Genomic DNA, 19,430 nt, shown 5'->3' with positions numbered 1-19,430 from the left:
CGGCCGCCAGGTCGCCGAGCAGCCGTCCTCCAACTCATGGGCACCCGGCCCGGTCAACCATGGCGGGCCCGCGACCTCGCCCGAGCCTTCGACATCACCGAGGAGACGGGCTTGAACAGCTTCTGCGTCCAAATGTCCACCTGGTCAAGACTCGGCTACCTGACGAAGACCAGCCCAGCGACCTACCAGCTCACATGAGCCAGAAACTGGACAAGCACCCGGAATCCTTAACTTCGAGGCCTTGGGGCAAGAAGCCCAAGCTGTCCGACAAACAGCAGCGCGAACTGCGGCGCATGCACGGCACCGGCGAGTACACCATCGCCGACCTCGCCGAAGTGTTCTCCGTGTCCCGGCCCACGGTCTACCGCGTCCTGCAGCGGGTTCCCGCCCAGAACGGCGCGGCTGGTGAAACCGGATCCCGGGCATGAGTACGCCCGGCCCCGAGCCGGCGACCGGCCACGCCGCAGGGGCCTGCGAAGTCGCCGGCCCGCAACTGCTCGGCCACACCGAGCACGTGTTCATCAACTTCAAGAACGGCACATTCCAATGGGTCGACATCCAGCGCTTCCGGCCGACCGATAAGGCAGAGGACGACGCAACCCTGCTCGCGGCGTTGATCGGACACCCGCTGTTCGGCGACGACCACGCAGGAGGAGATCCCGGCGACAATCCCGAACGGCACGGCCCGTACTGGCGCGAGCAGATCACGCCCGCCTGCTACGAGCCGATCGATGCCACCCAGGCCGAGCAGCACCTGCGGCGGTGGGCCGAACAGCACGCGCCGCTGCCGAAGGGCCGACTGGCGGACATGGAGCAGCAGGTGTATCGAGCGCTGCATAACGCACAGCGGACCTTAAGCCTGCGCGACCTCGGCCCTGATGCCTTCCACGACTGGGGCGGCGTCCACGGCGAGTTCCACGAACTGGTGCTCATCGACTGCCGGAACAAGACGCTGTCCGTGATCGTCGCGGCCGATGACTGATCACCCCGGCACGGAGCCATTTCCCGACGACGTAGTCATGACGCTCACGCACCTGTTGCGACCCGATGATCCCGTACAGACTGCTCTTCTGGCGCAGATCCCGCATGTCACGATCAAGGGACGCTGCGGGTGCGGGTGCGCCACAGTGTATTTCGATCTGGACACCGGGGCTGTCATGCCGGGCCCCATCGATCCTGCACGCCATCCGCTCGTTGCCGAAGCCGGCATCGTCGGACCGTGCGGCGAACCCCTCGGCGAGGTCCTCGTCTTCGCTCGCGACGGCTACCTGTCCTGGCTTGAGGTCTGTTCTTGGAGCGATGCCACGATCAGGACCCTTCCCTCACCGGACCGGCTTGAGCCCTACGGTCGGACGCGGGTGAATCCGGACATCGACGCAGTGCAGGGGACTTCGGCGATTCGCGCGGACGACTTCGGAACCTGACACAAGCACTCAGCGATGGTCGGCAGTACCGACGCGGGCGGCTTCGGACACCGACCTTGGGCGCCCCGCAGGCACCGGTCACGATGTTGCTGCAGATAACAGCCGATTATCCGCGGCACCCGGCAGGGACCCGGCCCGTCATCCGCCGTGCTCGGCCGGGTTGCAGGCGGCCAGGGCCCTCACAGTGGCGGCATCGGTGGCCGGAAGGCGGGGCCCGGCATGGAGTGCACGAAGTAGGCGATCTTCGTGAGGGTCTCGCGGGTGTCTCTGTGGTCCTTGCCGAGAATCTGGCTCTGATCGCTCTTGACGTCGTGGAGAAGGTTTCTGGCCCTGATCGTATCCCCCATCAGTCCGATGGCAGTGGCGTGTCGGAAGCGCACTTGGAGTGTGACCCGGTCCTCGCGGCCCAGCGTCCACCCGCAGTCGTCGATGAGCGCCTCGTATATCGCGACAGCTGCCGGCCAGTCCCCGCCGACCCACGCGTGCTGACCGAGCATCAACCGGTCCTGCAACGTGATCAAGTCCCGCGGCCCGTACGCGGCGACGTCGGTCTCGACGATCTGCCGGGAGATCTCCATCGCTGCGCGCGGCAATCCGGCCCGCTGCGTCTGATCGGCGAGCTTTCTCCGCAGCACGAGCGTCTCGGCGTGGTCGCGACCAAGCACACGGCCTTGCCGGCCGCGTCCATCAGCGGGCGGGCCACCTCGCCAAGCTCCTGCGGGTCCTGGATCGCCAGGCACCGGTCGGCAGCGAAGGTTCCCCGCGATGCGTCGGTCAGCACCGCGCGCAGGTCGGCGATGTTAGCCGCGACCGCGGGCAGGTCGTCGAACTCGGGACTGGAGTACCGGCTCACCCCGATAACGACAGCGCCCGAGGTGACCGGATCCGGATACGACACGCCTTCAGCCCCCAGCTTTCTGTCCTAGGCCGCGACGGGATCGCCAAGGCCGAGCGCGGCCCGCACCAGTGCCTCGGCGGCAGCGGCGTCGTCGGCGCGATCGACCGACAGCTCAGTCGTGATGCCGTCCGGCCGGGTGACCTTCAGCCGGATCGCAAGGCCGCGCGGACGCCGCAGCCAGACCACCAGCGCCTGGGCCAGCACCGAGATCGCACCGCCCGCGCCAAGGCCGACGGCGACTGTATCGGCGACGGTCGGGCCCATGGTCTGCGCAGCCTCTTGCGATGCGGCCATCGGGCGGTCGGCCAGCCGACCCACCCCCGCGTTCATCGACCTCGCTCAGCCAACGCCACAGGTCCCCGGCCGCTTCAGCATCGAAGCCGTCCACACTGAGCCGTATTTCCGCAGCCATCCCGCCCCGAGCGTCCCCACGACCACGCCAGCGATCTCAATCCTCACCTGGCGTACCCATCAAGACTGCCACAATCCGGCGCTCCACAGAGGGCTTTCCGCATCTCGGCCCGCCTTCGACGCTCAGCGAACGCCAGATCGCCCCGCGGCGTCAGTGCATGGCACTTCGGTCATCCGTGCAGACGACTCCGGAAACCGACAGCGACAGGACAAGCCGACGAGCGCGGACGCCGTCTCAGATAGGTGGTCCGCGAAAGTGTCCGGTGGGCGTTCCCCTTAGCGACGCCCGCTGCTTCGTTGGAGCGTGTCGATCCGACTCGTTCTTGAACCATGTGTTTGACACAAGTATCGTCCCGCCTCATAGTGTCTTGTATCAAGTTCGCAGTACAAAGGGGTGGGCTGGTGATGGGTGTGTCGGTCGTCGCATTTCTATCCGTACCGGTGCTCGTCGGAGTTCCGATCGCGCTATCGGCTCGAGCGAGGCCGCGCTGCGTCCCAGACGACGATGGCCCCGAACCGGTGACCCACACGACCGCCGCGTGGCGGTGGGGCGGCGTCGGAGCCGGAACACTCGTCGCCGGTGTCGCCGCAGAGTCGGGGGCTCTTGGCCGCGGCATGATGCTCGCCGCTCCACTATTCGGTTTGTGCGTCCTGGCGGGCGTCCTTGTCGGCGAGTCCAGCGTGGGTGCACCCGGTGGCCCGACGCGCCTGGCAGCCGTGGAGGTCCGGCGGGTACGTGACTTCCTGCCACGGCAGCTCAGCAACGCCGTGGCCACTGCGGCGTGCGCGCTGGCCGCGCTCCTGCTGGCGACGACCGCTGCAGCGTCTCCTGATGATCTCGGCCGGGCCGGCCGACTCTTGGTGTGCAGATGCAGCCCGATCAGCTCAGAGGCCCACGGCCCGTGGGCGGGATCGTTCTACAGCGTCCCGCTGGCCGGCGTGGTAGTTGTCGGCATCGTCACCGCAATTCTCGCGCTGCGGCAGATTGTGCGCCGACCACGCCCCCTGGACCCCTCGGGCCGCATCGTCAGCGACGATGTCCACCGGCGGCACGCGGCCGACGCGGTCACGGGTGCATGCGGGGTCCTGGTCACAATCCCGCTCATTGGCGTCTGCCTGGTGACAGCAGGCGCGCTCCTATCGATCACCTGTCGTCCAGCATGGTGGACCGCGGCCGGCTGGCTACTGATCGCCTTGATACCGGCCTGGCTCGTTCTGTTGGGTCGCAGCTGCACGGCGATCTTCTCTGCGCGCCGCCGCACACCTGCGATACAAGAACCCTCATGAACCCCCGCCCGACACTCGTCGTCACCGCCAACGATCCCACACCGCCGTACGAGCAACTCCGACGACAACTCGACGACCTGATTCGCTGCCACGTCATCGCCCCGGGGGATCGCCTACCACCGATGCGGCAGCTGGCCGGGGACCTTGCACTGGCGGTGGGCACCGTGGCCCGTGCATATCGCGAGTTGGAGTTAGCAGGGTTGGTCCACTCCAGGCGCGGCGCTGGAACACGCGTGGTCGACCATCCCCCGCTCCTGTCCGACAGTGAACGTCAACGGCTACTGCGTCAGCAGGCAATCGCGTACCTGCGCCACGCTCTCCTGCTGGGCGCAGACCGCCAAGCAGCGGTCGATGCCGTCCAGCAGGCGTCCGCTGAAGAAGTCAGCTTCCCGAGGGTTTGCCGGAGTGCTTGAGTCGCTGGTCAGTTTACCCGTTCATCGCCCGCCGCGGGGAACTGGGAAAGTTCGTGCTGCGCCGCGACCCGCGCGACATCTCCCGGATCTGGGTCCTGGACCCGGGCGGCGGCGCTGCTTATATAGAGGTGCCGTACCGGACGCTGTCGCGCCCGCCGATCAGCGTGTGGGAGCAGACGGCCGCGGTGGCTCGGCTTCGCGAGTTCGGGCGCGGCGAGGTCGACGAGAACGCGCTGTTCGCGATGGCCGTGCAGATGCGCCAGGTCGTCGAGGGCGCGCACAACTCCACCCGGCGGGCGCGCCGGGACCGTCAGCGCCGTGCAGATGTGCCCGTGCCGGGACCGCTGCCGCCGCCGGCTCCGCCCTCGGACCAGGCCGTGCCCGGCAAGATGGCGGCGTGGACGGCCCGGCTGGGATCCACCCGCGCCTGACGCGAGGGGAGGGTGTGGGTGCCGACAATGTTGTCCGTGAAGGTCACATGGGCTGGGTAGCTGATCAGCGTTCTGCTGGATTTTCCGCGTGTCGTGGTGGTGGGTTGGGCACGATGGTTTGTTGTGCTGGTGCGTTTGGCGTATCTCGCGGTGAGCAACGTGTTCGCGATGGTGCGGTTGTTGCTGGCGGGGGAGCGGGAGAAGGATGTCGAGATCCTGGTGCTGCGTCCTCCCGAGCCGATCAACGAACTAGCCCGGATCGTGCACCTCGGCGTCCTTGTCCCGATGGCTCATCGGAAGCAGCCGCAACATCGCGAACGCGTTCGCCACGCCAAGGTAAGCCAGTCGCAGCAGCACGGTCGATCACCATGCCACAGCAACCGCCAGCCATGAGGACGTTCCGCCGTTCGCTATCGCACGCTACATCGGCCTCACGCGTACGCTAACTCTGACCAGCACGGATGAGGTTATCGGCAAGGGCAGGGTCCGGAGGACGGCGATCCGCCGCTGGTGGGCGTTCGACGCCGCTGACAGTCCACGACACGCCCCGCCGGAGCCACGAAGGTTCCGGCGGGGCCGTCGGCATGTGCATCCCTACACCTGAGGTACTTGGGTACCATGGCCGCATGGAGGTGGGTCCCATGGCAACCACGACCGGCCCGACCAAACGGCAGTCCCCGCTGAAGATCGATCCCGCGACCGACGAGCTGATCTCCCAGGGTGCGCACTTCCTGGGCATGACGAAGAAGGATTTCGTCGCCGAGGCCACCAGGGTCTACCTGGAACAGCAGCGCGAGCGGATCCGCGCCGGGATGATCGAGTCGATGAAAGTCCTTGACGGCTCGCTCACCGCCACCGTCACCGCGCTCACCGGACTGCCTCCGGAGCGGATCGCCGAACTCGGCGGCACCGGCGACTGGGACCGTTGACCGTGCCCGCCGCGCGCCCGACGCTGCGCTGCCTGCGCGAGGATCTACGCCTGCCCATCCCACCTGCCCGGGTCCGGCTGGAGGCTGCCGAGCACCCGCTGCTGGCCAAGGCCGGCGAGCAGTTCGCCGACCCGGACACCCCGCACGAGCGGATCCGTTCGATCGACGACGCCGTCTTGTTTAAAGTCAAGGTGCAGCGCTGGCGCGGCGCGATCTGGCACGACGAGCCCGAGGCCGAGGTCCGCCTCTGGCTGGTCGCCGCCGGTACCCGCGAAGACGGCTCCGGTGACGACTTCTATGCTGCTCTGCACACCCGCACCCAGGCCGCCCGGCAACGCTACAACGCCGAGCACGACAAGCCGCTGACCACCGACACCCACAGTGCCGACCTGCTTCCAAACGCCGACGACGCCGACCGGTACCGGATCGAGGCCGCCACCCGGTTCGCGCTGCGCCTGGATGCCACCATCCGCGACCTGGTCCGCGGCTCCCTGCGCGACGGCCACGAACACGCCGCTGACCTTCCCGGTTTCCGCCTCGGCGTCATCGTTCGAGCCGACGACGGCCACGAGACCTACGCCGCGATCCGCATTACCGGTCCCGTCCCACCCAACCTGACCTCGACCATCCTGCACCGCATGCCCGGCTGCGACCCGACAGCCTGGTTCCCCGAGTACGCGCTGCCCGAGCGCGACCTGCTCCCGGCCGAACAGGTCTGGTCCAACCTTATGGACCCCAAGGCCGCCGCCGAACTCCTGGACGGAGAGCCCTGATCCGAGCGGCGCCGGCAACGGGCATATGCCGCGTCCGCGTTGAGCGGTGGGCGGGAGGCGAACCGGTCGAGACGATCTTCCAACGAAACCACCACTAGCTAGTGCCGCGCGGGTGCGCTCCTTCGCTTCGGTCTGCGGCGTGGGTCGGCGTTTATCGGCGTGCGGCGACGTGGGCGAGGGAGAGCAGGTCTTGGAGGTCGTTGGCGGCTTCGAGGGCGAAGAGGCCGGCCAGTGCGATCACGACGAGCCCGGCGGCGAGTATGGGCAGGCTGGTGCGCGGTGCGGGGGCGAGCAGGGCGGCAACCCGGCGGGGCACGGGTCCGGCGTCGTCCAGTCGCGGGGTGCTGGTGCGGCTGAAGACGGCGCCGAGTGCGAGGGTCGGGCTTGGGCGGGCGCGGGTGTGTTTGGCGGCGATTGCCGCAGTGGCGATGGCGGCGGCGACTTGGTGGCGGTCGCCGACGGTGTCGGCGGCGTGTTCGTCGGCCCAGCGTTCGAGGGCGTATTCGACGGCCGCGGCCAGGGGGCGCACGAGCGGGTTGGCTGCGGCGGCCAGGCGGGCGGCGGTGGCGTAGAGGTAGTGGTGGCCGTGTAGGTGTGCGTGCTCGTGGGCGAGCAGCGCGCGGCGTGCGGGTGTGTCGAGTGCGTCGAGCATCCCGGTGGACACCACGATCCGGCCCGGGTTGCCCGGGATGGTGTAGGCGTCGGCGGCCTGGTCTTGGGTGATCACGAGGCTTGCCGCGCCGGGGAGCGCGCGGGCGTGGCCGAACGCGGCGGCCAGGGATCGGGTGCGCGCGATGGTGAAGGTCGCGGTGGCTAGCAGCGCGGCGCCGAACAGGATTCCGGCGATCGTGGCGATCGCGCCGGAGGTCGAGTCGCCTGTGGCGATCACCCGGTGGGACAGGTGCGCGAGGTGGGCGAGGGTCGGGATGCGTACGAGGGCTGCGATCGCGACCAGGCCGAGCGCGCCGCAACTGGTCGCGGCGAGCACGACGGCGGCCAGGCTCAGCAGCCAGGTGGTGTGGCGCGGGTGCAGGCGGGTGGTGGCCAGGCGGGCGAGCGGGAGCGAGGCGAGGGGGAAGAGCGGGGTTGCGTACACGAACACGCGCATCGCTCACCCCCGCGCGGGATGGCTGGTGCCGTGGGTGCGCGCGCCGAGCAGCGCGCGCAGGAGTTGTTCGTCGGCGTCCGAGAGGTCGTTGACGAAGCTGGAGAGCACCGCGTTGCGGTCGGCTGTCGCGTCGAGCAGGGCGGAGAGGCGCCGGGCGGCCAGGCCGGCCTCGTCGGCCACCGGGGCGTAACGGTAGGCGCGGCCCTCGCGCTGCCGGTACAGGGCGTTCTTCTCGTGCAGCCGGGTCAGGATCGTCACGACCGTGGTGTACGCCAGATCGGCGGAGCCTCCGTCATGGGCCAGGAGCCGTTCTCGCACGTCGGTGGCGCTGAGCGGCTGGCCGGCCTCCCACAGCACGGCGAGCACAGCCGATTCCAGGGCGCCGGAAGCGCGGCGCGGAGCCTTGTTGCGCTGGGGCTTGCGGAGCGCAGCCATGGTGCACCTTCCCTGGTGAGCGCGTCCCGCGACCGAGGATCGGTGTCGGGGCGAGGTCGTTCGAGCCGGTTCAGATTAGCGCCGGTGGGCTGTGGTGCGCTGCGGTGCGACACCGGCCGCCTGCGCCTGCCGGGCCGCGGCGCGGCGGTTGCGCAGGAACAGCACCACGGCCACCGCGGCGGCCAGGGCGACGAGGGCGGCGATGGCGTAGGTCGGGCCGTGGAAGTCGTTGGCGATCGTCTCCCAGCGGGAGCCGACGGCGTAGCCGGCCCAGCCGAGCGCGGCGGTCCACGGGATGCAGCCGATCACCGTGTAGAGGCCGAAGCGGACCGCGTTCATGCCGGCGATTCCGGCGGGAAGGGAGATGAAGGTGCGGATCACCGGCAGGCAGCGGCCGAAGCCGACAGCGGCCGGCCCGTACTTGGTGAACCAGGCGGTGGCCCGGTCCAGGTCGTGCTCGCGCAGGTAGATGCGCCGGCCCCAGCGGTGCAGTGCGGCCTGACCGCCGTAGCGCCCGGCCGCGTAGGCCAGGTAGCTGCCGGCCAGGTTGCCCAGGACACCGGCGGCGATGACCGCGGCCAGGTTCAGGTGGGTTCCGGTGACGGCGCCGGCTGCCAGTGCGCCGCCGAAGAGCATGATCAGTTCGGAGGGGACCGGGATGCAGGCGGACTCGGCCAGCATCAGCAGGAAGATGGCCAGGTAGCCGTAGTTCGCGATGAAGCTCTGCACGTCGGTGGCCTTCCTGCCGTGTGGTGTGGGCGGTTCGGGGACGCGGGTTGAGGAGAAAGGGGCCGCGCGTCCCCGAACCGCGGGTGACTCTACATGATTGTAGATATTCGGGGTGCGGGCGGTTGCGTTCCGGTTCGGCCGGCGTGCGGCCCGCCGGTTCGGCCGGCGCGCGGCCCGCCAGTTCGGGCGACGACGGCCGAACCGGGCAGGACGCACCCGCTCGCGAGGGGTCAGCGCGAGTCGGGACTCCAGGTCTCGGGCCGCGGGAACGAGGCGGGGGTTTTCACCGGGTCTCCGCCGGCCGTGGCCGCGTCGCGCCGGGTGTGCGTGGATGGCGCGGCGCTGGGAGACGGGGTGTTCGTGGCGGCGGCCGGGGCGGTGGTCAGCAGCGGGCGCAGCGGGGTGCCCAGGAGCAGGGCGAGCAGGCGGGTGAGCGGGCCGCGCAGCAGAACCCAGCCGATCAGCAGCACCGCGGTGCTCAGCACGGCCCCGCCGAGCACGTCGTGCGGGTAGTGCTGGCCGAGGTAGACGCGGTCGAAGCCTTCGATGGCGGCGAGGATCGCGGCGATGATCCCGAGTTTGCGGCCCACGATCCACAGGCCGGCCGCGAGGGCGACGACGAAGGTGGTGTGGTCGGAGGGGAAGGAGTAGTCGGCCGGGCCGGGGCAGGCCTCGACGGTGGCCACGTGGATGGCCTGGCAGGGCCGGTTCTCCTGGAAGATCTGCTTGAGCAGCAGGCCGCCGCCGATGGAGAGCAAGGTGCCCAGGCCGAGCCAGGCGACCGCGGCCATCGCCGCGTGGTCGGCGCGGGCGCGCGCGTTCCACCAGGCGTAGAGGGCCATTAGGCACAGCAGGGCGATCCCGGTGAGGGTGTAGAGCTTCATCGTGCCCTGCAGCCACGCGGTGTGCTGGGCGAAGGAGGTGATCGAGCGGTACCAGCCGTCGTCGGCGGTGGTGACCGTTTTGATGTGCAGCGGTGCGGCGAGCGCAAGGAGCATGGGCGGGTCGTCTCTTCTCGCGGAAGGGCTTGTGCAGTTCCCGGGCCGGCGCGCCGCGGCAGCACACAGCACAAGATCTACAAGGATGTAAAAGTCGAGTGGAGTGTAGAGGATCGGCGACATCCGCGTGAACCCGCAGCGTCCGGCAGGCGAACGCAGCAGGATCGCGAGGGCCCGCAGCGCGGCCCGCGACCATGCGGGCCCGGCGCGCGTCCTCGACACCGAGGCGAGGCTACTACAAGCCTGTAGAAGCGTGTCCTCGTTCATGGAATACTACGACGGTCTTGTAGAAGACCCCTGCGGGCAAGGTTCGCGACCAGTCGTCGGGAGGCAGGCGCGGTGGATTCGCGATCCGTTACCCCGCTGCTGTCGATCGCTGTCCCGTTCGCCGCGGCGGCGGTGTTCCTGGTGCCGCTGATCGAATCGGAGTTCCCGTCCGCCTTCGTGCCGCCGGGCGACATTCTGCTGCTCGCGGCGGGACTGGCCTGCGCCGCCGGGCACCCGCCGCTGCCATGGATGCTCAGCGGGCTCGCGGTCCTGGTCGTGATCCGCCGCCGCGAGCGCGCCCTCGAGAAGGCCGCCGCAATCCAGGCCGTCGCGGTCGGCAGGGGCGCAGATGGCTGCCGGGGAGCCGTGACGGCTATGCGCGCTGATCCCCGAGGCCGCCACGAGCGTGACGAGAACGCGCCCGCGCAGATCCCCGCCGAACACCTGCGCGACCAGGTCTTCGCCGCCTGCGGCTACGCCTTCGCCGTCGGTGCCCTGGCGGCCGGTGTGCTCGCACCCCGCCTCAGAACCCGCCCTGCTTCTCGGCGAGCTCCTGGCCGCGCTGCTACTAGGGCCGGTCAACGTGCTGGCCATCCGCCGCTTCGCCCGGAGGCGATGCCGGACTGCGACCGGCCGCGCCGCGCAGGGGCGCCGCGCGGCGCCCCCGGCCGGGAAGCGGTCCGAGGCACCGAGTCCCCCGCGCGGACCTGACCTGTGACTAAACCCTGACACGACCGGGCACAAACGGCGATCACCCAGCCCGACCCCAGATCTACAATCGCGTAGAAGCAATGCGCGTTCGCACGCCCGCCACGACGGATCGCTGCCGTGGCGCGCACGGGAGGACTGGATGACACACGACACCGCGCAGGCCGGCCTGCTGATAGCCGCCCTGGGCGCGGCGCAGCGCGAGGGCAACCCGATCCCCGGCAGCGACCCGCAGCAGTGGAGCCGGATCATCCGCGTCGCCTCCAAACGCTGGAGTACCTTCGAACGACGACACCCCGCTGCGGCCGACACCTTCTGCGCGCGGGTCGAGGATCTCGCTCGCGGGTTGCTCGACCGCTGCGCGCCGCAGCGCAACAGCGGCGCGACGATCGACATCACCGACTGCCGCGGACTGGCCCGCAGCCTGGCGACGATTCTCCAGTCGCCGCCGGCGGCAAGGGCGGGCGCCGGCGTGAACCCGGACCGGGGCCCTCAGTGAGCGCCGCCCCGCCGCCGCGCACGCGGGGCCACGCCACCCCCACACGAACGCGCACCACCTCCGCACGGCCCCGCAGCCGGCGCGATCGCTCCGACAGACCGGGCGGGGTTCTGCTCGCCGCCGCCCAGATCCTGCTCGGACTGACCCTCTCCTGCCTGCTCGCCGTCCTCTGCGTCGCCGCCCTCGGCGCGATCATCGTCGTGATCATCTACCTGACCAAGTAGCACCCGGGGCGCCTGTGACCGCAAGTCGCCGCGGACCCGGGCCACGGTTCGCGGCGATCACTCCTCCGGGCCCCGTTCGGCAGCCGCCGGTGCCCTAGGCAGTGTTGGGGAATGTATCAAGGCAACGATTCGACCGCCGCTTTGCCCGGAATCGTGATGGCGAATCCGGTCAGCGACGAGCATGGGCGCGCGGCCGGAGCGTGCTCATACCGGTTGTCTGTGGACGTTTCGGCCGTGCGTCCAGGCGAAGTCGATCACCGGATTCGCCCCTTGAGACATTCTCCAACACTGCCTAGCCCTCGCGACCGGGTGGCGGTAGGGCTCAGCTCTCTGCCGAGGTTCGCGCTGCGGCCGGTCCCCGGGGTGCTCTCGCCGCCGGCATCGCGCGGCAGCCTGTTTCGGACTATGGGCGCGGCCAGGGCGGTAAGCGCGGCCAGCGCCCCGAATCCGGCACCGGGGCCTGCTGCGACGGCCATCGCGCCGACCAGCAGCGGGCCCCCGGCATCGCCCAGTTCCCGGCCGAGTTCGGCCGCGCCCATGCTCGCTCCGAGCCGCTCCGGTTCGGTGCAGGCGGCCAGTGCGGTGAACCCGAGCGGGGTGATCACGCTGGTACCGATCCCGACGAGCGCAGCCGCGATCAGCACTCCGGCCGGCCCGGGACCATCGCCGCCGCCCGCCTCGACCCTGCGCGCGTCCGCCTCTGCCTGAGCACAGCGACTCCAAGCGCTCCCGGCCCTCACGAGCAGCTCCGGCAAGAGATCACAGAGAGGGCCATCGCACGCCCCACATCGGCAAGGAGCCGCCGCCGACGAACACCCCGGCCCCACGGCATGCCACCGAGTCCTGTCGGCACACGCAGTGCCCGAACCCACCGCTCCCATCAGCGTCAGGAATGTCGCTCAGCACGGGCCCATGCCCGGCATGGTGCCCGAGCACCGGGAGGAACGCCTCCCTGCTCGAGCCGCCACGGATAAGCGGCCGGATCGTGCGCCGCCGCCACCCTGCTGGTGGCGGCGGTCGTGTACTGCGCCTTGCGGGCGGCCTGTGCGTGCAGAACCTCCAGGAACTGGCCGAGGTCACCACGCGTCGTTGAATTTGCTGACCATCGCATCTGACTGGAACGAAGGGGACATCATGCGGGACGAGGGCGGCCGCGCGGACGTGCTGGCCCGCGGTGGGAGCGTGACGGGCAGGGCGCGGCATTCGCGTTCGTGGCTGACCGCGCCGGGGGTGTTGCGGGTTCCCGAGATCACGGCGGTGTTCTGGATTATCAAGGGTCTGTCGACGGCGATGGGTGAGTCGACCTCGGACTACCTGGTCAACGCGATGGCTCCGCAGGTGGCGGTGGTGCTTGGTTTCGCCGGGTTCGTCCTGGCCCTGGTCCTGCAGTTCCGCGCGGCCCGGTACCGGGCGTGGACATACTGGTTCGCGGTGGTCATGGTGGGCGTGTTCGGCACCATGGCCGCGGACGTGCTGCACGTCGCGCTCGGCGTGCCCTACCCGGTCTCTTCGGCCCTGTACGCTGTGACGCTCGCGGCGGTGTTCGTCGGCTGGCGGATGACGGAGCGGACGCTGTCGATCCACAGCGTGGACACCCCGCGGCGCGAGGCGTTCTACTGGGCGGCGGTGGTGGCGACCTTCGCGATGGGCACCGCGCTGGGTGATTTCACCGCGTACAGCCTGCACCTGGGTTATTTCCCGTCGGCCGCCCTGTTCGCCGCTCTGATCCTGATCCCCGCGCTCGGCTACCGGTTCCTGCGCTGGAACGCGATCTTCTCGTTCTGGGCGGCGTACGTGATCACCCGGCCGCTCGGGGCGTCGCTCGCGGACGGCCTGGGCAAGCCCAAGAACACCAGCGGTATGGGCTTCGGCGACGCTCCGGTGATGCTGGTGCTCGGCGCGCTGATCCTCGGCCTGGTCGCCTACCTCGCGGTCACCGGCGCCGACGTCCAGCGGCAACCGCAGCCCGTCCTGGAACCGGACCGCGCCGCGGCGCGCTGACCGGCGCGCCCGGGAGGGCGCGAGGCGGCCGGAGCTGCAGGCCGGCGGTGTGTCGGCGGTATCCGCAAGGTCGAGGTCGGCGAACCATCCGCTTGCACCAAAGGCTGACCTTCGGTGGTGTCGCCAGTGCGGTGCGCGTCGCCGGCGTGAATATGGGGACGTGTCGTACGGGCGGATCGGAGTCGGTGTGAACCGGCCACGCGGAGAAGGGCCGGGTCGGCGGGACGGTACCCCTCTGCGCACGCGGGTGCTCTGCTCGATCGTGGCGGTGGCGAGTTGCGCGGTTGTGCTGTTCACCGTGCCGCTGGCCTGGGCGATGGGCCAGGTCTACAGCCGGGGCGCGGTGGTGCGGCTGCAGCGCGACGCGATCTGGGCGGCGGCCCAGGCAGGGTCGCGGCCCGTGCTCAGTACGGATGCGTCGACAGGTTTCGCCGAGTTGTCGCGCGGCGTCGATGTCGGCCTGTACGCGCCGGATGGCCGGAAGATCGCCGGGGAAGGCCCGCCGACCTCGGCGGTGGCCGTGCTGTCGCGCGACGGCGGGTTGCACCAGGCGATCGAGGCGGGGCACCTGGCGGTCGTGGCGCCGGTCTCGCACAATGGCCGGGTCACCGCAGCAGTGCGGGCGTGGATGCCGTGGGACCTGGTGACCGACCGCTGGATGCGGGTGTGGCTGCTGGTGGCCGCCCTCGGCGGCGCCGTCGTCGCGCTTTCGGCCGCTCTGGCCTGGCATCTGGCGTCGCGGGTGGCTGCCCCGCTGCAGCGGCTGACCGCGATGGCCGGCGCGCTGGGGGCCGGCGACTTCACCGTCCAGGCCCCTCGCAGCACGATCCGCGAAGCGGACATGGCGGGGCAGGCACTTGGGGCGAGCGCGCGCAGGCTCGGGCAGGTGCTGGAGCGGGAACGGCGGTTCACCACCGCGGTCTCGCACCAACTGCGCACGCCGCTGACCGCCCTGATTCTGGGGCTCGAGGCGGCGCGGGCCGACGGTGAGAATATTCGGCGCGAATCCGTGGACACGGCACTTCGCCGGGCCGAGCGCCTGACCGAGTCGGTGAACCAGCTGCTGCAACTGGCCCGCGAGACGAGCGGCGGCGAGCGCGCCGTGGACGCGGCGCAGGTAGCCCTGCGGGTCGCGGAGCACCACCGCGCAGCGGTACTCGAAGCCGGACGGCAGCTGATCGTGCGCTGCGAACCCGATCTCGCGCCGGTGCGGATTTGCGAGGCGGCCATCACCCAGATCCTGAGCATCCTGCTGGACAACGCGCTCCTACACGGCCGCGGCGAGATCCGGCTGACGGTCGCCGACATGGGCGACGGCGTCGCTTTCGAGGTCGGTGACGACGGGCCCGGGCTGCCGGCGGGCGGCGAGCCGGACGCGACCGGTCGGCAGCGCGGCATCCGCCACGGCATCGGGCTGCCGCTGGCGCGCTCGCTCGCCGAGGCAGAAGGAGGACGCCTGGTGGTGCGGCGTTGCGGGCCGAGACCGGTGTTCAGCCTGCTGGCGCCCTTTCAGGGCACGAACGGTGGCAGCGTGACGGCGGGGTCGCTCGCGGGCGGGTGAAGCGGCAGCTCGCAACGGTAACCCCGGCCGCGCACGGTCGTGATGAGCGCCGCGGCATCTGGGTCCGCGTCGGCGAGTTTGCGGCGCACAGCGCACACGTGCACGTCGAGAGTCTTGGTGGGCCCGCACCAGTGCTCATCCCACACCTCTTCCATCAACTGCTCCCGGCTCACCACCGCCCCGGCCCTCTCGGCCAGGGCCGCCAGCAGATCGAACTCCTTCGGGCGCAGCACGACTTCGCGTTCCGCGATATGGACGCGGCGGGCCCGCGTGTCGATGCGGGTGCGTCCGAGCCGGATGACCGGCGGTCCGCAGGTGGCCTGGCGGCGGCGCAGGTGCGCGCGCAGCCGGGCGAACAGTTCGGTCAGGCGAAACGGCTTGGTCAGATAGTCGTCCGCGCCCGCGTCCAGGGCCACGACCACCTCGAACTCCTGGGTGCGCGCGGTGAGCACGACGATGACGCTCGCCGCCGGAAGCAGGGTGCGCAGGCGCCGGCACAGCGCCACACCGTCGAGATCGGGCAACCCCAGGTCGAGAAGCACAAGGTCGGGCCGGTGGCCCAGCACATAGTCGACCGCTTGCGTCCCGCTCGCTGCCGTGACCACGTGATAGCCGTGGCCGGTCAGCGCCTGAAACAGTTCCCCGGCGATGTCCGCATCGTCCTCCACCACCAACAGATCACCGATCACCATGACCACCATTACACAGCGCCATGGATGAAACACGGAAAGTTAGCGATCTTTAACCGTCCGCTGGCGATCCGCTCGCCGCCCGCCCAATAGGTTCGTGGCCACGCCTTCGTTCGATTCGGCGACGAGGCGATCGGCCCGGCCGTCGTATGCAACCGCGTGCGCCGGCCACGCACGACGACGCCGAAGGATGCGGCCGTCTATCTAAATATCCTGCCATCCACGAACCGGGAACCGCGCCGAGAGGGCTGCCGCCCCGACACCAACAACCTGGGATTGGAACGTCCCGCGAAGCGACGGAGAGAGATGTCCACCGCGACACCGCAGCGACACGCGACTGTGCTGAACAAGGTTCCCGAGATCACCGTCTACTTCTGGATCATCAAAATCCTGTGCACGAGCGTCGGGGAGAGCTTCGCCGACTACATCAACGAGACCCTCGGGTTCGGCTTAGGCAACACCACGATCCTGTTCGCCCTCGCACTGGCGGCGAGCCTGGCGGCACAGTCGCGCACCCGGCGCTACACGCCGTGGGCGTACTGGCTCACGGTCGTTCTCGTGAGCGTCGAGGGGACGTTGCTGACCGACAATCTCACCGACGGGCGTCGCGTACCGCTGTGGATCAGCAGCACCGTCTTCAGTGCCCTGCTCGCCACCGTGTTCGCCGCCTGGTACGCCCGGGAGCGCACCCTCTCGATCCACGCGATCAACACCCGCTCCCGGGAAGGCTGGTACTGGCTCACCGTCCTGGTCACCTTCTCGCTCGGCACCGCGCTGGGCGACTGGAGCGTGGAACTGACCGGCTGGAGCCCAGGCGCCTCCGTGCTGCTGCCGCTCGCCCTGACCGCGGCCACCCTCGTGGCGTGGAAAGCCGGCGCCAACGCCGTACTGACCTTCTGGATCGCGTACATCCTCACCCGCCCGCTGGGTGCCAACATCGGCGACTACCTCGCATCCGACAGGAGCGAAGGCGGCCTCGGCCTGGGCACCCTGTGGCCGAGCCTGGCGTTCCTCGCGGCGATCCTGCTGGTCGTCGTGTACCTGAGCGCCACCAAAATCGACAGGATCGAGAAGGCGGACACCCACACGGCCAACGAAGACATCCTCATCCCCGAGAAAGTCTAAGCGCGAACGTCCCGGCACTGCCGGCGCCGTGGCCACGCGGAGGGCGACGATGAACGCCGGGTACGGGGCCTGTCCGGACTCGGCGGAGGAGGTCTCGGTGACCAGGTGCTGCCAGGAACGACCGATCCGGGCGGGCACCAGCACCGAGTGGCCGAGGCTGGAGATCGGGAGCAGTTCGGTGACGCCTTGCAGCAGGCCGAGGACGACGGCCTATAGGTAGCTCTACGCTCGCGCGAGTGTTCCCGGCTCGGCCATCGCCGCGGCGCGTCGGGCGCGGCGGGCTGCGGCGATGCTCTCGGCCAGGAGCGCCGAAAGCACGCTGGCCACCAATCCGGCGATCGCGACGCCCAGTACCGCCGGCACCTTGCGCGCCGGCTGGGTGGCGGGCCTGGTCGGGGCGATGATGACGAAGGAGCGGATCATCGAGGCGGGCGAGACGCCGGCCCGGGCCTGGATCGCGGTCAGTTGCTGCGCGGTGTAGCCGAGCAGGGTGTGCAGCGAGGCGGCGACCTGCGCGCGGTTCACGCCGGTGACGGTGAGGGTGATGAACGGGCCCGGAGCGTCGGCGGCCAAGCTGGCCGCGTAGCTGTCGGTGGCGCCCTCGGCCCGCAGGCGGCTGGCCGCGGTCGGCGAGTCCAGCCGCCGGGTCAGCAGGTCGGCGGTATCGGTGAGCGCGGCGCCGAAGGCGAGGAACGGGTTTCCGTATTGCGGCCGGCCACTTCTTCCCTGCACCCCGCTGTGCGCGGCCAGCAGGCCGACCATGGCGCGTGCCCGGTACTCGGTCGGAATGGTGTGCGCGACCGCGGCGGTCGCGGCGAGGGTCAGCGCCGCCAGCGGCAGCGCGACGTACCACCGCTGGCGCAGGCTGCGCCCGAGACGGCGCACGGTTGTCACATTCCCCTCCCGGCGTACCGCGAGCCGCGGCGCGCCGTGGCGGGCATCCACGGCGCGATCGTGTCTGTTGAGACGGTCGACGCGGGCGTGCGGCCGAACGTCGTGCGTGTCCTGTGGCTTGTCGTCGGCGCCGCCGCGTCGCCTGAGGGAGTCGAGAAACCCGCCAGGCCGCGACCGCGTCCTTACTACAGGATAGTAGATGCAAGCGGCCGCGGCGGGAGGGTGAACGCGAGAATGCGCGGTGAGGGGCAGTGGTGGCCGTCCGACGGCGACCGGCGTCACGAGCCGGGCGCGTGGCGCGACGCTTCGCCGTCGGGGGACCGGGCCGGGCATGGCCGGCAGCCGGATCGCGGTGGCGGCATCGACGGCGTGCCGCGCAGACACGACGTGTGGAGACCGCCGAGCGACGCGGGCACCGGTGTTCACGGCGGGCGGCAGCGGGCCGAGGACGGCCGGCGGCCACCCGCCGCTCGGTGCGATTCCGGCGCGCGGCCAGCGCGACGCGCCGCGTGGGACGCCCCTTCCTCGCACGGTGCGCACCGGCCCGGTCGCATCAACCCGGACATCGACCTGGACGAACTGGACCCCTCGGGCCACGCGCGCCGGACGGCCGCCGCAGGGCGCACCGGCCGCGGGCGCCCGGCCGGTCGAAAGCGTAAGGCGCTCAAGTGGGTGTCGCTGTCGCTGGCCACGGTGCTGTTGGCCGTACTCGGGGCGGGGGAGTACCTGTACGTCCACTTGAGCGGCAATATCAAGAGCACTTCGCTGCTTCCGGACGGGGTGACCCAGGCCGGGGAGGTACCCAACCGGTTCGGACAGAGCCCGCTGAACATCCTGCTGCTGGGCAACGGCGGGCGGGTCAACGCGCAGGACTGCAGGCTGGGCGGGGCATGCGCGGACACCGCCTCCGCCGCCGACACCATGATGGTGGTGCACCTGGCGGCGGACCGCTCGAACATGACGGTGATGTCGATCCCCCGCGACTCGATCGTGCACCTGCCCGCATGCGCGCACGACCCGACGGATCTGATCAACGCCTCGCTCGTGCACGGCCCGGCCTGCGCCGTGCAGACCGTGCACGACATCACCGGCCTGACGATCGACCACTTCATCGAGATCGACATGTCGGGGGTGGTCACCATGTCCAACGCCCTGGGCGGAGTGCCGGTGTGCGTGACCAACAACGTCTACGACTCCTACTCGCACCTGAAGCTGCCCAAGGGCACCAGTGTGATCCAGGGCACCCAGGCGCTGGCGTGGCTGCGCACCCGGCACGCGTTCATCAACGAGGTCTACCGCGAACAGGCCCAGCACATGTTCCTGGCCGCGCTGCTGCGCAAACTCAAGGCCAACGCGTCGCTCACGCACGTGACCACGCTGTACTCGGTGGCCGACGCGGCCACCAAGGCGCTGACCGTTGACTCGGGACTTGGCAGCGTGCTGGACCTGCTCAGCCTCGCCCAGGAGATCGGCAAGGTCCCCACCAGCAGGGTCACCATGCTCTCGGTACCCACCATCCCCTACGCCGGGCCGAACCCGGCGTGGAAGCAGCAACTGCAGTTCGACCAGCCCGCCGCCGACTCCATGTTCGCCGCCCTCAAATCCGACACCCCCTACACCAAGCCC

At 70.2% G+C, this 19,430-nt stretch carries 25 protein-coding genes and 2 pseudogenes; 17 read left to right on the top strand and 10 right to left on the bottom strand.

What is annotated here, in order from left to right:
* The 4 genes and pseudogenes from KGA66_RS23005 to KGA66_RS22990 all read left to right on the top strand — a co-directional run.
* On the top strand, nucleotides 1-198 hold a 198-nt coding region (locus tag KGA66_RS23005), incomplete at its 5' end, for a hypothetical protein (RefSeq protein WP_211470504.1).
* Nucleotides 199-245: 47 nt separating this feature from the next.
* A pseudogene (locus KGA66_RS23000) lies at nucleotides 246-428 on the top strand (helix-turn-helix domain-containing protein); the annotation flags it as partial.
* Between the two features lie 86 nt (nucleotides 429-514).
* Nucleotides 515-982 (top strand): hypothetical protein, encoded by a 468-nt coding sequence (locus tag KGA66_RS22995; protein WP_211470500.1) that lies wholly within the window; start codon nucleotides 515-517, stop codon nucleotides 980-982.
* Entirely contained in the window at nucleotides 975-1,424 is a 450-nt protein-coding gene (locus tag KGA66_RS22990) for a hypothetical protein (RefSeq protein WP_211470498.1), read from the top strand. The genes KGA66_RS22995 and KGA66_RS22990 overlap by 8 nt, the downstream gene beginning before the upstream one ends.
* A gap of 179 nt (nucleotides 1,425-1,603) precedes the next feature.
* On the opposite strand, the gene KGA66_RS22985 is transcribed toward KGA66_RS22990, so the two are convergent.
* Nucleotides 1,604-2,089 carry a hypothetical protein gene (locus KGA66_RS22985; protein ID WP_211470496.1) on the bottom strand — a complete coding sequence of 162 codons (486 nt, stop codon included), beginning with the start codon at nucleotides 2,087-2,089 and terminating at the stop codon, nucleotides 1,604-1,606.
* Between the two features lie 257 nt (nucleotides 2,090-2,346).
* Complete coding sequence (locus tag KGA66_RS22980; RefSeq protein ID WP_211470494.1) at nucleotides 2,347-2,652, bottom strand: effector-associated constant component EACC1; 306 nt, start codon at nucleotides 2,650-2,652, stop codon at nucleotides 2,347-2,349.
* A 600-nt stretch (nucleotides 2,653-3,252) separates the two neighbouring features.
* Between KGA66_RS22980 and KGA66_RS22975 the strand changes: the two genes are divergently transcribed.
* The 6 genes from KGA66_RS22975 (at nucleotide 3,253) to KGA66_RS22950 (ending at nucleotide 6,566) form a co-directional block, all read left to right on the top strand.
* A complete protein-coding gene (locus KGA66_RS22975; RefSeq protein WP_211470492.1) occupies nucleotides 3,253-4,020 on the top strand; it encodes a hypothetical protein in 768 nt (255 codons plus the stop codon).
* Nucleotides 4,017-4,433, top strand: coding sequence for a GntR family transcriptional regulator (locus KGA66_RS22970; RefSeq protein ID WP_211470490.1), 417 nt, complete (start codon nucleotides 4,017-4,019; stop codon nucleotides 4,431-4,433). Before KGA66_RS22975 ends, KGA66_RS22970 begins: the two co-directional genes overlap by 4 nt.
* On the top strand, nucleotides 4,430-4,864 hold the full coding sequence (locus KGA66_RS22965) for a Mu transposase C-terminal domain-containing protein (protein ID WP_211470488.1): 435 nt from the start codon (nucleotides 4,430-4,432) through the stop codon (nucleotides 4,862-4,864). The genes KGA66_RS22970 and KGA66_RS22965 overlap by 4 nt, the downstream gene beginning before the upstream one ends.
* A 123-nt stretch (nucleotides 4,865-4,987) precedes the next feature.
* Complete coding sequence (locus KGA66_RS32515) at nucleotides 4,988-5,257, top strand: hypothetical protein (RefSeq protein WP_211470486.1); 270 nt, start codon at nucleotides 4,988-4,990, stop codon at nucleotides 5,255-5,257.
* A gap of 248 nt (nucleotides 5,258-5,505) precedes the next feature.
* Nucleotides 5,506-5,793, top strand: a complete 288-nt coding sequence (locus tag KGA66_RS22955) for a hypothetical protein (RefSeq protein ID WP_211470483.1) — start codon at nucleotides 5,506-5,508, stop codon at nucleotides 5,791-5,793.
* 2 nt (nucleotides 5,794-5,795) lie between these two features.
* Nucleotides 5,796-6,566, top strand: a complete 771-nt coding sequence (locus KGA66_RS22950; protein ID WP_211470508.1) for a hypothetical protein — start codon at nucleotides 5,796-5,798, stop codon at nucleotides 6,564-6,566.
* 151 nt (nucleotides 6,567-6,717) lie between these two features.
* On the opposite strand, the gene KGA66_RS22945 is transcribed toward KGA66_RS22950, so the two are convergent.
* The 4 genes from KGA66_RS22945 to KGA66_RS22930 form a co-directional block, all read right to left on the bottom strand.
* A complete protein-coding gene (locus tag KGA66_RS22945) occupies nucleotides 6,718-7,668 on the bottom strand; it encodes a M48 family metalloprotease (protein WP_211470481.1) in 951 nt (316 codons plus the stop codon).
* Between the two features lie 9 nt (nucleotides 7,669-7,677).
* Nucleotides 7,678-8,109: a BlaI/MecI/CopY family transcriptional regulator gene (locus KGA66_RS22940; RefSeq protein WP_211470479.1), complete on the bottom strand. Its 432-nt coding sequence runs from the start codon at nucleotides 8,107-8,109 to the stop codon at nucleotides 7,678-7,680.
* 75 nt (nucleotides 8,110-8,184) lie between these two features.
* Nucleotides 8,185-8,838 (bottom strand): DedA family protein, encoded by a 654-nt coding sequence (locus KGA66_RS22935; protein WP_211470477.1) that lies wholly within the window; start codon nucleotides 8,836-8,838, stop codon nucleotides 8,185-8,187.
* A gap of 230 nt (nucleotides 8,839-9,068) precedes the next feature.
* A complete protein-coding gene (locus tag KGA66_RS22930; protein WP_211470475.1) occupies nucleotides 9,069-9,836 on the bottom strand; it encodes a phosphatase PAP2 family protein in 768 nt (255 codons plus the stop codon).
* Nucleotides 9,837-10,175: 339 nt separating this feature from the next.
* On the opposite strand from KGA66_RS22930, the gene KGA66_RS22925 reads away from it, so the two are divergent.
* The 3 genes from KGA66_RS22925 (at nucleotide 10,176) to KGA66_RS22915 (ending at nucleotide 11,534) form a co-directional block, all read left to right on the top strand.
* The gene (locus KGA66_RS22925; RefSeq protein ID WP_211470473.1) at nucleotides 10,176-10,814 is read left to right on the top strand and encodes a hypothetical protein; all 639 of its coding nucleotides are present in this window, start codon (nucleotides 10,176-10,178) and stop codon (nucleotides 10,812-10,814) included.
* A gap of 139 nt (nucleotides 10,815-10,953) precedes the next feature.
* Nucleotides 10,954-11,310, top strand: coding sequence for a hypothetical protein (locus KGA66_RS22920; protein ID WP_211470471.1), 357 nt, complete (start codon nucleotides 10,954-10,956; stop codon nucleotides 11,308-11,310).
* The gene (locus tag KGA66_RS22915) at nucleotides 11,307-11,534 is read left to right on the top strand and encodes a hypothetical protein (RefSeq protein WP_211470469.1); all 228 of its coding nucleotides are present in this window, start codon (nucleotides 11,307-11,309) and stop codon (nucleotides 11,532-11,534) included. The genes KGA66_RS22920 and KGA66_RS22915 overlap by 4 nt, the downstream gene beginning before the upstream one ends.
* Before the next feature lie 254 nt (nucleotides 11,535-11,788).
* On the opposite strand, the gene KGA66_RS32510 is transcribed toward KGA66_RS22915, so the two are convergent.
* On the bottom strand, nucleotides 11,789-12,274 hold the full coding sequence (locus tag KGA66_RS32510; protein ID WP_211470467.1) for an MFS transporter: 486 nt from the start codon (nucleotides 12,272-12,274) through the stop codon (nucleotides 11,789-11,791).
* A gap of 394 nt (nucleotides 12,275-12,668) precedes the next feature.
* On the opposite strand from KGA66_RS32510, the gene KGA66_RS22905 reads away from it, so the two are divergent.
* A complete protein-coding gene (locus tag KGA66_RS22905; RefSeq protein WP_211470465.1) occupies nucleotides 12,669-13,535 on the top strand; it encodes a COG4705 family protein in 867 nt (288 codons plus the stop codon).
* 262 nt (nucleotides 13,536-13,797) lie between these two features.
* On the top strand, nucleotides 13,798-15,096 hold the full coding sequence (locus KGA66_RS31820; RefSeq protein WP_211470463.1) for a HAMP domain-containing sensor histidine kinase: 1,299 nt from the start codon (nucleotides 13,798-13,800) through the stop codon (nucleotides 15,094-15,096).
* Here the strand turns inward: KGA66_RS31820 and KGA66_RS22895 are convergent.
* Nucleotides 15,045-15,788: a response regulator transcription factor gene (locus KGA66_RS22895; protein ID WP_246508362.1), complete on the bottom strand. Its 744-nt coding sequence runs from the start codon at nucleotides 15,786-15,788 to the stop codon at nucleotides 15,045-15,047. The genes KGA66_RS31820 and KGA66_RS22895 overlap by 52 nt on opposite strands.
* Before the next feature lie 303 nt (nucleotides 15,789-16,091).
* Here KGA66_RS22895 and KGA66_RS22890 point away from each other — a divergent pair, with 303 nt between their 5' ends.
* A complete protein-coding gene (locus KGA66_RS22890) occupies nucleotides 16,092-16,910 on the top strand; it encodes a COG4705 family protein (RefSeq protein ID WP_211470461.1) in 819 nt (272 codons plus the stop codon).
* Nucleotides 16,911-16,925: 15 nt separating this feature from the next.
* On the opposite strand, the pseudogene KGA66_RS32230 reads toward KGA66_RS22890, so the two are convergent.
* Nucleotides 16,926-17,117, bottom strand: a pseudogene (locus KGA66_RS32230) (undecaprenyl-diphosphate phosphatase); the annotation flags it as partial.
* Nucleotides 17,118-17,132: 15 nt separating this feature from the next.
* Complete coding sequence (locus KGA66_RS32505; RefSeq protein WP_211470459.1) at nucleotides 17,133-17,804, bottom strand: hypothetical protein; 672 nt, start codon at nucleotides 17,802-17,804, stop codon at nucleotides 17,133-17,135.
* Nucleotides 17,805-18,038: 234 nt separating this feature from the next.
* Between KGA66_RS32505 and KGA66_RS22875 the strand changes: the two genes are divergently transcribed.
* Nucleotides 18,039-19,430: LCP family glycopolymer transferase (locus KGA66_RS22875; RefSeq protein ID WP_211470456.1), on the top strand; the 1,392-nt coding region annotated here is incomplete at its 3' end.

Origin of the sequence: Actinocrinis puniceicyclus (genome assembly GCF_018283645.1) — a bacterium.
GTDB classification, from domain to species: domain Bacteria; phylum Actinomycetota; class Actinomycetes; order Streptomycetales; family Catenulisporaceae; genus Actinocrinis; species Actinocrinis puniceicyclus.
Note: the sequence above shows the minus strand (reverse complement) of the source record. Positions and strands in the feature narration are given on the sequence as shown.